At 68.1% G+C, this 13,402-nt stretch carries 9 protein-coding genes and 1 rRNA gene; 3 read left to right on the top strand and 7 right to left on the bottom strand.

Annotation, left to right across the window (positions count from 1 at the left end):
• A 16S ribosomal RNA gene (locus tag FBZ87_RS15145) occupies positions 1-88 on the bottom strand; the annotation flags it as partial.
• Positions 89-1,263: 1,175 nt separating this feature from the next.
• On the opposite strand from FBZ87_RS15145, the gene FBZ87_RS15140 reads away from it, so the two are divergent.
• The gene (locus tag FBZ87_RS15140; RefSeq protein WP_145611074.1) at positions 1,264-2,691 is read left to right on the top strand and encodes a peptidoglycan DD-metalloendopeptidase family protein; all 1,428 of its coding nucleotides are present in this window, start codon (positions 1,264-1,266) and stop codon (positions 2,689-2,691) included.
• 262 nt (positions 2,692-2,953) lie between these two features.
• Here the strand turns inward: FBZ87_RS15140 and clpB are convergent, their stop codons facing one another.
• Complete coding sequence (gene clpB / locus FBZ87_RS15135; RefSeq protein ID WP_145611072.1) at positions 2,954-5,596, bottom strand: ATP-dependent chaperone ClpB; 2,643 nt, start codon at positions 5,594-5,596, stop codon at positions 2,954-2,956.
• A 234-nt stretch (positions 5,597-5,830) separates the two neighbouring features.
• On the opposite strand from clpB, the gene FBZ87_RS15130 reads away from it, so the two are divergent.
• Complete coding sequence (locus tag FBZ87_RS15130; protein ID WP_145611071.1) at positions 5,831-6,598, top strand: MOSC domain-containing protein; 768 nt, start codon at positions 5,831-5,833, stop codon at positions 6,596-6,598.
• Here FBZ87_RS15130 and maiA read toward each other — a convergent pair.
• Positions 6,595-7,233, bottom strand: a complete 639-nt coding sequence (maiA, locus tag FBZ87_RS15125) for a maleylacetoacetate isomerase (RefSeq protein WP_145611070.1) — start codon at positions 7,231-7,233, stop codon at positions 6,595-6,597. The two genes, FBZ87_RS15130 and maiA, sit on opposite strands and share 4 nt — an antisense overlap.
• Before the next feature lie 208 nt (positions 7,234-7,441).
• On the opposite strand from maiA, the gene FBZ87_RS15120 reads away from it, so the two are divergent.
• Positions 7,442-8,335, top strand: a complete 894-nt coding sequence (locus FBZ87_RS15120) for a LysR family transcriptional regulator (RefSeq protein ID WP_145611069.1) — start codon at positions 7,442-7,444, stop codon at positions 8,333-8,335.
• Here the strand turns inward: FBZ87_RS15120 and FBZ87_RS15115 are convergent.
• The 4 genes from FBZ87_RS15115 to FBZ87_RS15100 form a co-directional block, all read right to left on the bottom strand.
• A complete protein-coding gene (locus FBZ87_RS15115) occupies positions 8,327-8,710 on the bottom strand; it encodes an MmcQ/YjbR family DNA-binding protein (RefSeq protein ID WP_211106948.1) in 384 nt (127 codons plus the stop codon). The two genes, FBZ87_RS15120 and FBZ87_RS15115, sit on opposite strands and share 9 nt — an antisense overlap.
• Positions 8,707-10,002 carry a M48 family metallopeptidase gene (locus tag FBZ87_RS15110; protein ID WP_186454763.1) on the bottom strand — a complete coding sequence of 432 codons (1,296 nt, stop codon included), beginning with the start codon at positions 10,000-10,002 and terminating at the stop codon, positions 8,707-8,709. The genes FBZ87_RS15115 and FBZ87_RS15110 overlap by 4 nt, the downstream gene beginning before the upstream one ends.
• Positions 10,003-10,125: 123 nt before the next feature.
• Positions 10,126-10,479, bottom strand: coding sequence for an RNA-binding S4 domain-containing protein (locus tag FBZ87_RS15105; RefSeq protein ID WP_145611067.1), 354 nt, complete (start codon positions 10,477-10,479; stop codon positions 10,126-10,128).
• 39 nt (positions 10,480-10,518) lie between these two features.
• Entirely contained in the window at positions 10,519-13,155 is a 2,637-nt protein-coding gene (locus tag FBZ87_RS15100; protein ID WP_145611065.1) for a helicase-related protein, read from the bottom strand.
• Positions 13,156-13,402: the final 247 nt, after the last annotated feature.

The raw sequence follows: 13,402 nt of genomic DNA, 5'->3' as shown, positions 1-13,402 counted from the left end.
GCCACTAAGGCCGAAGCCTTCGTTCGACTTGCATGTGTTAGGCATGCCGCCAGCGTTCGTTCTGAGCCAGGATCAAACTCTCAGGTTCAATGCGGTATCCCGTTCGCCGTTGCCGGCAAACAAGAACCTCGACGGAAACCAACCTCAGTCGGCACCTCAAACCCAAGTCCGTTCCTGTTCCCCTCATCGCTGAAGGGACATTTTCAGAGCATGTTCTTAAGATGCGCTTCGATCGTTTCCATTGTGTGCCCGTACTGGACCCAGCATCGGAACCGCCGTCTGCGCATCCCTTCTCAAGACGTTCACTTGTTCAAGAACCCGTGGCCCAAACGCAAATAGCGCCGACAACCACAACCCCGTCCCTGGCCGATCCCCGTAAGGACCAACCCAAACCCGGACAGGAAGGGCAAATTCCGTATCGACCCGCGACCCCATCGCTAGGGCTTACCGCCTGGTCCGCAACCCCATCATCCACCAGCGTCACCGCCAGAACTCAGGGATCGCTTCGCCGTCGCGCCGTTCGTTGTCGCCCGCCGCGTCGGTGAACGGGGTTATAGTGACCTCACCCACGCCCTGTCTACAGGAATTTTGCAGTCACATGACGATTTTTACCGAACCAAGACCACCCCGCCGGAGGCACCACCGTTGCCGCCGTACATCCCCTATATATGCTCGTGCGCGCGCGTAGACAGGATGTCTGTCAGGCGCTTTAACCACCCCAGGCCTGCAGTGGAGACGGGGCGCCGCCACCTTGCCCCAATTTCGCCACCACCGCCGGATAGGAGGCGGCCCGTCGGCGGTACCCAGCCTGCCCCCGCAGGGACGGACTCAAACGCCATCGTCTTTCAAGTCCTATTAACGTGTCGTACGTAGGATGTTCCCGTTGACAGTGGCAATCGCGTCACGCGAGGATTGGCCTAACCGGTGGCCAGGCTTTCCGCGCCTTTTGGCAGGTGAACCTAGGCCCATCGGACGAGAAGAAGCTGGGGCGTTACGACCTGCCGGATCCCCGGGCAATGAACCGGATTTCGGCGTTTCCAGTCGTCAGTTCCTCTCCCTCGACATCGGCCCCGTCACGCAAGGGCGGGACCGGTTGATGAGGATTTTCGTGGTGCGTCGGCACCACGGCCAAGGCCGTTCAACCGGGCGGCCCGTCGACACCGTGCCCGCGCCCTGGAAGCAGGTGCCCGGGAAACAGCGCCCGATGGGGCCCATGTAGCCTTTGAGGTTGAGGGTTTTGACGATGCGGTTTGATTTGGGGGAGTGGGGGCCTTGCTGAAGCGCATCGCCGTGACATCGGCCGTCGCCCTGACCCTGGGCGGCGTCGTCTCCCTGGCGTCCCTGGACGACACGGGCAGCGTGGCCGTCGCCCCCCAGGCGCTGCCCCCCGCCCCGCCGTCTGACGTGGATCCCGACCTGGCCGCCGCCGCCGCTGCGGCGCCCAAGGACCAGCAGGTGCCGCAGCAGACTGCGGTTGCCGCCGCCGATCCGGCGCCGCAGGCTGGCAAGCCCCTGTCGGTCGACCCGGTGGAGCGTCGCCACGTCAATGTCGGCCGGGGCGACACCCTGATGCAGGTGCTGATGGACGGCGGCGTGCCGGCCGACAGCGCCCAGAACGCCGTCAGCGCGCTGAGCGGCGTCTATGACGTGCGCCGCATGAAGGCCGGCCAGGGCATCACCGTGCTGTTCGACCACAGCGAGGGTGACAAGTTCATCGGCCTGGAATTCCAGCCGGCCGCCGAGCGCGCCGTGTCGGTCGCCTTCAATGGCGGCCGCTATCAGGCCCGCCAGGTGGACAAGCCGCTGGAGAAGAAGCTGATGGCCGCCCGCGGCCGCATCACCAGCAGCCTGTCGGAGGCGGCCAGTGCCGCCGGCGTGCCCTACCCCGTGCTGGACGCCTTCATCAAGCGCTACGCCTACGATGTCGACTTCCAGCGCGACCTGCAGCCGGGCGACACCTTTGAAATCCTATTCGAGCGTTACTATACCGAGGACGGCCAGCCCGCCCGCGACGGCGACATCCAGTTCGCCTCGCTGACCCTGTCGGGCAAGGAAAAGGCCATCTACCGCTACCAGGCGTCCGGCAGCACGCCCGACTATTACAACGCCCTGGGCGAGAGCATCCGCCGCGCCATCCTGCGCACCCCCATCGACGGCGCCCGCGTCACCTCCGGCTATGGGATGCGCATGCACCCGGTGCTGGGCTACAGCAAGATGCACAAGGGCAAGGACTTCGGCGCCCCCGTGGGCACCCCCATCTATGCCGCCGGCGATGGCGTGGTGGAGCAGGCGGGTCCCTTCAGCAGCTATGGCAACTACGTCAAGCTGCGCCACGGCAACCAGATGGAAACCGCCTACGGCCACATGAGCCGTATCGCCAAGAACTTGCGCGCCGGCATGCGCGTGGCCCAGGGCGACGTCATCGGCTATGTCGGCGCCACCGGCCGGGCCACCGGCCCGCACCTGCATTTCGAAGTGCTGCGCGGCAACCAGCAGATCAATCCCGACAGCAAGGAGGCCAAGATCGAAGCCGGCCGCAAGCTGGACGGGAAGGATCTGAAGCAGTTCCAAGCCATCGTCGCCGAGGACCAGGAGGCCTTCCGCGATCTGCAGGGCGGCAACGGCAGCACCCTGGTCGCCGTCAAGCCCGGCACAGGTCACGTGGTCCAGGCCGCCGTGAAGCGGCACTGAGCATAAAAGCCCCGGCCCACAAAGTTCAGGGCCGGTCCCCCGGGGGACCGGCCCTTCGCCTGTCAGCGTTCATACGTGTGGCATTTGATCGTGACCGCCCACATGCCCCCTCAGGCGCCAGGCGCGGCCATCCGGCCGGCCGCTTGGCTTATCCTCGATTTCCAGTCCGCCTTCGGCTCCCCAGAAATCCCCGGCGCCCGCAGTCGCGGGCTACAGCGGCACAAGCCCCCGTCTCGTGCCGCTGGTATCAGAACAGTGCCGTTCAATGCACGGTGGGCGGCTGGCCCCAGAGGCTTTCGCCGGCCGGCGGCACCTTGATGGCCTCACCGTTCAGGACCAGGCCCTCCGGCCCGGCGGAGACGGTGATGGTCTCCCCGTCGTTGATGCGGCCTTCCAGGATACGGGTGGCCAAGGGGTTCTGCAGTTCCCGCTGGATCACCCGCTTCAAGGGCCGGGCGCCATAGGCCGGGTCATAGCCGGCGTCGGCCAGCCAGCGCAGGGCCGCGTCGTCCAGCTCCAGCGTCATGTTGCGCTCCGCCAGCATGCGCCGCAAGCGGCCCAGCTGGATGTTGACGATGCCGGCCATATGCGGCCGCGACAGCCGGTTGAAGATCAGGATCTCATCCAGCCGGTTCAGGAACTCCGGCCGGAAGGACCCGCGCACCACCTCCAGCACATGGGCGTGCGCCGTGGCCACCGCCGCCGCGTCCGCCCCATCGGCCAGCGAGGCCAAGGCCTCGGACCCCAGGTTGGACGTCATGATGATCAGCGTGTTGCGGAAGTCCACCGTGCGGCCCTGGCCGTCGGTCAGGCGGCCGTCGTCCAGCACCTGCAGCAGCACGTTGAACACGTCGGGGTGGGCCTTCTCCACCTCGTCGAACAGCACGACCTGGTAGGGCCGGCGGCGCACCGCCTCGGTCAGGGCCCCGCCCTCCTCATAACCGACATAGCCCGGAGGGGCGCCGATCATGCGGGCGACGGAGTGCTTCTCCATGTATTCCGACATGTCGAGGCGGACCATGGCCGTCTCGTCATCGAACAGGAATTCGGCCAAAGCCTTGGTCAGCTCCGTCTTGCCGACGCCGGTGGGGCCCAGGAACAGGAAGCTGCCGATCGGGCGGTTGGGGTCCTGCAGGCCCGCGCGGGCGCGTCGCACCGCGTTGGACACGGCCACCACCGCCTCGTCCTGGCCCACCACGCGGCTGTGCAGCTTCTCCTCCATGCGCAGCAGCTTTTCGCGCTCGCCCGTCAGCATCTTGTCGACGGGAATGCCGGTCCAGCGGCTGACCACGGCGGCGATGTCGCCGTCGCGCACCTCCTCATTCAGCATGCGGTTGCCGCCGGCCTCTTCCGCCTCGCGCAGGCGGCGCTCCGTCTCCGGGATGACGCCGTAGGTCAGCTCGCCCGCCCGCGCCCAGTTGCCGGTGCGCTGGGCGTTTTCCAACTCAGCGCGAGCCTGCTCCAGCTGTTCCTTCAGCTTCTGGGCGCTGGACAGGGTGTCCTTCTCCGCCTGCCACTGGGCGGTGAGGTTGCCCGACTGCTCCTCCAGCTCGGCCAGTTCCGTCTCCAGCTTGACCAGCCGGTCCTTGGAGCCCTGGTCGGTCTCCCGCTTCAGCGCCTCGCGCTCGATCTTCAGGCGGATGATCTGGCGGTCCAGCTCGTCAATCTGCTCGGGCTTGCTGTCCACCACCATGCGCAGCCGGCTGGCGGCCTCGTCCACCAGGTCGATGGCCTTGTCGGGCAGGAAGCGGTCGGTGATGTAGCGGTTGGACAGAGTGGCGGCGGCCACGATGGCGCCGTCGGTGATGCGCACGCCGTGGTGCAGCTCGTACTTCTCCTTCAGGCCGCGCAGGATGGAGATGGTGTCTTCCACCGTCGGCTCGGCCACGAAGACGGGCTGGAAACGCCGGGCCAGGGCCGCGTCCTTCTCGATGTACTTGCGGTATTCGTCCAGGGTCGTGGCACCGACGCAATGCAGCTCGCCGCGCGCCAGCGCCGGCTTCAGCATGTTGGAGGCGTCCATGGCGCCGTCGGCCTTGCCGGCCCCCACCAGGGTGTGCAGCTCATCGACGAAGACGATGACCTCGCCCGCCGCCGACTGGATTTCCTGCAGCACGGCCTTCAGCCGTTCCTCGAATTCACCCCGGAACTTGGCGCCCGCCACCAGGCCAGCCAGATCCAGCGCCATCAGGCGCTTGTTCTTCAGGCCTTCCGGCACGTCGCCGTTGACGATGCGCAGGGCCAAACCTTCCACGATGGCGGTCTTGCCCACGCCGGGCTCGCCGATCAGGACGGGATTGTTCTTGGTACGGCGGGCCAGCACCTGGATGGTGCGACGGATTTCCTCGTCCCGGCCGATGACGGGGTCGAGCTTGCCGTCGCGCGCCGCCTGGGTCAGGTCGCGGGCGTATTTCTTGAGCGCGTCATAGCTCTGTTCCGCCGACGCGCTGTCGGCGGTGCGGCCCTTGCGCAAGGCGTTGATGGCCTGGTTCAGGGCCTGCGGCTTGGCACCGGCCTCCGCCAGCACCTTGGCGGCCGTCGTGCCCTCGGCCATGGTCAGGGCCAACAGCAGGCGTTCCGCCGTCACGAAGCTGTCGCCCGCCTTCTGGGCCAGCTGCAGGGCGCTGTCGAACACCTTGGCCAGCTCACGGCTGAGGCTGATCTGCCCGGCGCCGGGGCCGGACACCACCGGCACCTTGGCCAGCGCCGCCTCCACACCCGACAGGGCGCGGGCGGGATCGGCGCCGGAGGAGCGCAACAGGTTGGCCGCCAAGCCTTCACTGTCGTCCAGCAGCACCTTCAGCAGGTGTTCAGGGTTCAAGGTCTGGTGGCCGCCGCGTAACGCCAGCGTCTGCGCCGCCTGCACGAAGCCACGGCTGCGCTCTGTGAACTTCTCGAAGTCCATCGCAAAAAGCTCCTAGTGTCGACCGGAGCGTCCGCCAGGCAGCCCGTTCCAGCCATGATCCACGACAATTGTGCGATCCGAAGGATGCACCAGCGATATGGGGCCTGATCCCGCAAGCCGCAAGCCCGATCCCGCCCCCATCCCTACATCTCCCCATCCCTACATCTAATTGTCGTCAACTTGTCCCCGACCGTTCGTTGACAAGCGGCGGGGGCGATCCCTTAGACTGGCCCCATGACGACGACCGTTTCCATCCTGCATTATTTCCCCGTCAAGGGGTTGTCCGCCCAGACCCTGGAGGCGGTGACGCTGACGCCCGGCCAAGGCATGCCGCAGGACCGGCGCTTCGCCATCACCCACGGCGCCACCACCTTCGACGTGGTCAGCCCCGCTTGGCGGCCCAAGAGCAACTTCCTGGCCCTGATGCGGGATGAGCGGCTGGCCACGCTGGACGCGCGCTACGACGCCGCCAGCTGCACGCTGGTGCTGCTGCGCAACGGCAGGCAGGTGGCCAAGGGGCGCATCGACACCCCCACCGGCCGCCTGCTGATTGAGCAATTCTTGGCCGCCTATATGAAAGACGCGGCCGTGCCGCCGCCCTACAAAGTGATCGAGGCGCCAGGCCACATGTTCAGCGACATCGAGGAAAAGGCGGTGTCGCTGATCAACCTCGCCAGTTGCAAAGATCTGGAGCGGGTGACCCAGGCGCCGGTGGATCCGCGCCGCTTCCGCGGCAACCTGCTGCTCTCGGACCTCGCCCCCTGGGCGGAGGCGCAGTGGGTGGGCAAGCGCCTGCGCGTGGGCGAAACCCTGTTGGAGGTGTTCAAGAACATCCGCCGCTGCGCCGCCACCGAGGTCAACCCGGTGACGGGCGAGCGCGACATGCCCGTGCTGAAATCCCTGATGAACGGCTACGGCCACGTCAATTGCGGCGTCTACGCCCGCGTCATCGAGGGCGGGACGGTACGGCCGGGCGACACCGTCACGGTGGTTGAGGCCTAGCGCGGCGCCCCGGGCTGGCGCAGCGGCGCCGCCCTGGCGAACGCGTCGATCTCCATGCAGGCGTTGAAAATCCGGTCGATGGTCGGATAGTCCACCGAGAAGACCTGGAACCCCTGGGCACCCGTCACGTGGCTCATGAGACACAGGTCCGCGATCGTGGGGCTGTCGCCATGGCAGAAGCGGCCAACGGCGGGATCACCGGCCAGACGGGCCTCCCCTTGTGCCAGCCCCTCGCGAAACCAGTGCCGCACCCAATCGGTGTGACCCACACCGAAGGCGGCGGCCAGATGGCGCCGCACCCGCGGCACGATCAAGGGGTGATGGTCGGCCGCGAAGCTGAGCGCAAGCGCCCGGACCCGGGCCCTGTCGCGCGCGCCGGCGGGCAGCAGCGGCGGGTCGGGATACAGCTCCTCCAGATATTCCAGGATCGCCAGCGATTGGGTCAACGGCGGCCCGCCATCCACGAACAGCGCGGGCACTGCCGCCGCCGGGTTGACGGCCAGGAAGGCCGGCGCGTTCTGCTCCCCGGCGTCGAGATCGATCATCGTCTCCTCGACCGCCAGGCCCTTGAGGTTCAGCGCCGCACGCACACGGAAGGCGGCGGCCGAACGCCAGAAGCCGTACATCTTGAACATGGGGCATGGGTCCCTTCAGATCAGCAGCTCAGGTCAACGGCGGGCACCATAGGCTTTCGCCGGCGCCAAGCCGGCTTGGCCTTTGGCAAGGCCCGCTTGCGCCGACGCAAATCCGGCGGCGTTGCCAGGGCCGTCACAGGCGCCTTATTTTGCACCCACGCAAAGACGCGGGGGTTTTGGCGGACAATCTTGCACAGGGACAAGCCCCATGGACTGGAACAGCTTCCGGTTGATCCTGGCGATCAGCAGGACGGGATCGCTGAAAGGCGCCGCCAAGACGCTGGGGCACGATCATTCGACCATCTTTCGCTGGCTGAACGCCCTTGAGGCAACGTTCCAGGTCCAGTTGTTCGAGCGCAACGCCGGCACCTACCGCCCGACGGACGCGGGGGAGCGCATGCTGCTGGCGGCCGAACGCATGGAGGAGGAGGCCCTGGCGCTGGACCGGGACATCACCGGGCGGGATGCCCGCCTGTCCGGAAACCTCAGGATCACCTGCTCGGAAAGCCTGGCCTACCGGCTGCTGAACGACCTGCTGGTCGAATTCCGCGCCCGGCACGATGGGATTTCGATCGAACTGTTGGTCGACAACCGGCAGCTGGACCTGCTGCGGCGGGAAGCGGACATCGCCATCCGTGCCACGCGGCCCGCCGAAGGCGATCTGTTCGGCCGGCGCCTCGCGGACACCGCCTGGGCCTTGTATGCCAGTCCGGCCTATCTGGCCGGCAAGCCCGCCCCCGTGGCGCCGGGGTTTGCGGGACACAGCTTCATCGGCTGGGACACCGCCGCCACCGCCGCCGCCGCGACCTGGCTCACCGACATGGTGCCGGGGGCCGCCATCGTCTATCGCTCCAGCAGCCTCATCAATCAAATGATGGCGGTGAAGGCCGGGATTGGGCTGGCCCTTCTGCCCTGTTACCTGGGCGATCCGGAAGCGGACCTGGTGCGCGTTGCCGGTCCCGAGGGTGCGTTGACGCGCGAGCTGTGGCTGATCACGCATCGCGATCTGCGCAACACGGCGCGCGTCCGCGCCTTCTTCGACGTCGTCGGCCAGGGTCTGGTCGCCCGCCGCGCGCTGCTGGAGGGCCAGCAGTCAGCCTGAAGCCTGGGCATCAAGCCGCGCCGCCAGCTTCTTGGGCGCCACGGCCTGGTAGCTTTCCTTGATCCAGGCCCGCAGCAGATCCAGCGGCACGTCCTCGCCCACGCCGAATGTGGCGGTGATCCAACCCACGCGCCCCAGGCCATACCCCGTGGGCGCGCAGTTGGCCATGTCCAGCGCGAAGGGGCCGGAGCGAGGCAGCTTCACCGTCACGTGGCAGCCGGCCGCCCCGTCCCGGCCCAGGAAGACGAAGATCTTCTGCCGCACCTTCACCACCGTCTCCCCCCAGGGGTAATCCTCCCACGCCTCGGGATACGTCAGGGCATGGGCCAGCAGATCGGCCAAGGGGGAGTCCGGGAGCGAAGAGGCGTCGGTCACGGCTTGGGCTCCGCCGGGGCATGACCGGGCGCGGGTTCGGCGGGTGCCGGAGCTTCCGCCGCTGGCAGGTTCTCCGCCTTCCAGCGCATGGCGCGCAGGATGCGGTTGTAGCCCGAGGGATGGTCGTAGAACACGATCTCCTCCCACGCGCCCGGCTGCAGCTTGCGATATTCGGCCAGCTTCAGCGCCACGGTGGCGAAGCCGTCCGGCTCGCGCGACAGGTTCAGGCCGAAGGCGTCGGCCTCCGCTTCCTGCGTGCGGATGATGGTGTTGAGCACGGGCGTCAGCACGAAGAAATAGGCGGTGAACAGGATGACGACCAGGGGCAGGCCCGCCACGTCGCCTAAGCCGGTGACGCCCCAGCGTCCGCCACGCGTCAGACGGCCGAAGACACGGTCCACGAACAGATAGCCGAAGCAGACCAGGAGGGAGAGGTAGAGCAGAAGGACAAAGACGTGATTCAGGACGTAATGCCCCATCTCGTGCCCCATCACCGCCTTGATCTCCGCCAGGGTGCAGCGCTGCAGCAGCGTGTCGGTCAGGGAGATGCGGGTGGTGCCGAACAGGCCGCTGACATTGGCGCTGATCTTGTTGGACTGACGTGAGGCATTGAACTCATAGACGTCGGTGGCGGGTACCTCATTGGACCGCGCCATGGACAGCAGGGCCTCGCGCACCGGGCCCGGCTTCATCGGTTCGTATTTATTGAACAGCGGCGCCACGAAGACCGGCGTCACCACGATCATGAGAACCAGCACCACCACGCCGAAGGCGCTGGCCCACACCCACCAGCTTCGGCCCAGACGACGGACGATGGCATACAACACCCAGACGACCAGGGCGCCGATCAGGCTGGAAATGGCCAGCTGGATCATCTGGTCGCCGAACCAGTCGCCAAAGGTCTGGTTCATCAGGCCGTATTGCCGTTCACGGTACCAGTCGGCATACGCGACATAGGGCAGGCTGAGGACATAGTCGATGACGGTGTAGGCGATGAAGAACACCGGCGTGGCGAAGCGGCCCAGGCCGGCCAGCCGGTCCCGCAGGCGCCGCGCCAGGCCGCCGGCCAGGAATATGGCCGCCACCGCCAGCGACACCAGGAAGCGCCACAGCTGCAGCCAATAACCGCCCTCGAAATAGGCGTTCGACTTGGCCCGCGCGTCGGCAGGCACCGTGTCCAGATAAGCCTGCGTCGCCGCCACCGGGTCGAACGCCGCGGCGTGCGCCGCCACCGGGACCAAGCAGGCCCCCAGCGCCGCGCCCAAAATACCCACGGCTAACGCCGCCCCCATGCCCTGTCCCCAAACCTTCATAACCAGCCTCGATCCTTGCGCGCCGCGCCCCCTGGGCGGCGCTTATTGACCGACAGCGTAGAAGGCGGAAGCCGATCTGGATAGAACCAGTTCACCTAAATCTTACAGGGCCTTGGGAAGGCGCGACTCCGGCGTGGGCGGCGCCAGATCCTCATAGAGCGCCTGGGCCTCCGGTGCCGGGCCGCGGCGGGTGCCCAGCGCCACCACCTTGATGACGCGGATATGGTTGCCCAGGGGAAAGGTCAACACATCGCCCGGCCGCACGGTGTGGTGCGCCTTGGTGATGGGGGTGCCGCCGCAGCGGATGGCGCCGGAACTGCACAGCTTGGCGGCCAGGCTGCGCGACTTCAGGAAACGGGCGTACCACAGCCATTTGTCCAGTCGCAGCCGGCCTTCGGCCAAGTCGGCCGCATCCTCGTCATCCGGGCCGACACCCTTGCCGTTTCCCTTAGCCATGTCGCGCCGCCGCCTTTGCCATCACCGCCACACCCCCCATCAGGGCACCTCCACCAAGGTCCGCAGAATACTGAAAGGATGGTCACCGGGCGACACGGGCTGGGGCGCGGGCGCCGCCTTCCTGCCGGGCTTGGCCGCCCCGGGAGCCGCAGCATGGGCCGCAGAGGGCGACACAGCCGGCGCCCGGCTGGGCTTGGGTCGCCGTCGCAGCCAGGGGGCCGGCTCCCCCTCCGCCTTGGGTTGCCCCATACGGTAGCCCAGCGCGGACATCAGGGACGGCACCTCCGACCGGGGCACGCCCAGGCTCAGCACCAGATCATCCACGGCGACCAGCGGCCCGGCCTTGGCCCGGCCGGCCAGGGATTTCTCCAGCCGGTCCACCATGTCGATGCGCATGGCGCGGGAACCCAGGGGAACGTAGCCGATGGCGGCCAGGAAATCCGGCGGCAGGTCGCCGACGGCCAAGGTCACACGTCCGGGTGGCGGCACGGCCACGGGCGTGGCGTGCGCCACCGACCACAGCAGCCCGCGCAGGGCCACCGCCGCCGGCCGCGTCAGCGCCGTCAGGAACACCTGGCTGAAGCCCAGGCGCAAGCCGAGGGCCGCCAGGCGCCGCCGATCCTCCTTTGTCAAGGTGGCGATCAACGGTTCCAGCGCGGCTCGGGGCAGACCACCCAGCGCCTCCGCCACCTGGAAGGCGATGCCCCGGCCGGCGCCGGACAATTCCCCGCCCCGCGCCGCCGCGGCCAGCGCCGCGAGGGGGGCCAGCACCCGGGCCACGTGCGCCTCCACCCAACGGGTCAGGCGGGCCCGCACCGGTTCGCGCTGGCCGGTCTGCAGGAAATCGTCGCCCACCAGGCGCACCAGGGGGGCCAGCGGCGTTGGCCCCGGCGCCAGCACGCCGATGACGGCGCCATCCCAGCTGAGCTCGCCACCGCCGTCCAGGGTGATGGCGGCGTCGGGAGCCGCCTCCAGCGCGCGCACCCGCTGATTGATGACGTCGCCCAGGGCGCGACGGGCGGCGGTGGTGATGGCCTTGGCATCGGCCGCCGGCACGTCGGCGTCCAACTGGAAGGCCACGCCGTGCAGCCGGCCCACCGGGTGGCCTTCCACCAGCACGCGGCCATCACGGTCCACCGCCCCCATCAGGTCGCGCCCATCGGCCAGGCGCTTCACCAGGCCGGCCGAACGCTTGTCGACGAAGCGCTGGGTCAGGCGCTCATGCAGGGCGTCGGACAGCCGGTCCTCGATGGCGCGGGTGCGCTCCTGCCAATGGACGGCATCGTCCAGCCAGCCGGGACGGTGGGAGATGTAGGTCCAGGTGCGGATATGGGCGATGCGCGACACCAGCGTATCGATGTCGCCCTCCCCCCGATCCAGGCGGGCCACCTGGGCCGCCACCCAATCCAGCGGCAGCGTGCCGGCCGGCCCGTCGCGCAGATACTTGAAGATCTGGGACAAGAGGCGGGTATGGGCGTCGGACAGCACCTTGCGGAAGTCCGGAATCTGGCAGACCTCCCACAGCAGGCGCACCGCCAGGGGATTATTGGCCAGGCGCATGAGGTCGGCGTCCTGCGCCAGGGCCTGCAAGGCCAGATGGTCGTCCGCCTCCCGCGCGCGGATCAGCACAGGCGACGGCGGCCGTTCCTCCAGCGCGCGCAGCAGGGCCTGGGGGCTGCGGAAGTCCAGGTCGACGTTGCGCCACATCAGGGTCTTCAACGTCTCGAACTTATGGTTCTCCACCGCGTCGATCAGCTCAGGATCCAGCGGCGGCGCCTCATCCGTCGTGCCGAAGGTGCCGTCGGTCAGGTGGCGGCCGGCGCGGCCGGCGATTTGCGCCACCTCCGGCGCGCGCAGGCGGCGCGGCTGCTGGCCGTCGAACTTGGACAGGCGGGCGAAGGCCACATGATCGACGTCCATGTTCAGGCCCATGCCGATGGCGTCGGTCGCCACCAGGTAATCCACCGCCCCTTCTTGATAAAGCTGCACCTGGGCGTTGCGGGTGCGGGGGCTGAGCGCCCCCAGCACCACCGCCGTGCCGCCGCGCGTGCGGCGCAGCAGCTCCGCCAGGCCATAGACGTCGGCGGCGGAGAAGGCCACCACGGCGGCGCGGGGCGGCAGCTTGGTCAGCTTCTTGTGCCCGCTGTAGGTCAGGCTGGAGAAGCGGGGCCGCGACACGAACTCCGCCTTCGGGATCAGCTTTTGCAGCAGGGGCTTGATGGTGTCGGAGCCGAGGAACATCGTCTCCTCCGTCCCGCGCGCGTGCAGCAGGCGGTCGGTGAAGATGTGTCCGCGCTCCGGATCGGCGGCCAGCTGGATCTCGTCCACCGCCAGGAATTGCGCCACATGGTCCAGCGGCATGGATTCGACGGTGCAGATCCAATAGCGGGCACCGGGGGGGATGATCTTCTCCTCCCCCGTCACCAGGGCCACCTGGCCCGCCCCCTTGGCCTTGACCACCTTGTCGTAGTTTTCCCGCGCCAGCAGGCGCAACGGGAAGCCCATCATGCCGCTGGCATGCGCCAGCATGCGTTCCATGGCCAGGTAGGTCTTGCCGGTGTTGGTGGGCCCCAGCACCGCCACGACCCGCCCGCCCGGCAAGGCGCCCACGCTGTCGGCGGCCCGCCGCGGAGCGGGCAGGGCGGAGGCTGGAGAGGGGCGGGGACGGTCGCTCATGACACTCAGTGTTGGGGTGGCGGCCCCCAAAAACAAGACGGCGTGTTTGAGGGCCTCCGCATGAACCGCGCCCGAGGAGCACGGTTCCGAGGTGGAGCCCGTCAGTGGCCCCCCGTCAGTGGACCCCCGGCTGGCCGCGGCCAAGTGGCCCTGGAAAAACCCCGCCCCCAATGCGGACATAATGTGGGGCCATCCTTATATAGGGTACCGGCCCGACAGGCACGCCGCTTGATTCCGGCCAATACTC

Origin of the sequence: Nitrospirillum amazonense (assembly GCF_007828035.1) — a bacterium.
GTDB classification, from domain to species: Bacteria; Pseudomonadota; Alphaproteobacteria; order Azospirillales; family Azospirillaceae; genus Nitrospirillum; species Nitrospirillum amazonense.
The sequence above is the reverse complement of the archived record's forward strand: the minus strand, read 5'-3'. Positions and strand labels throughout refer to the sequence as shown.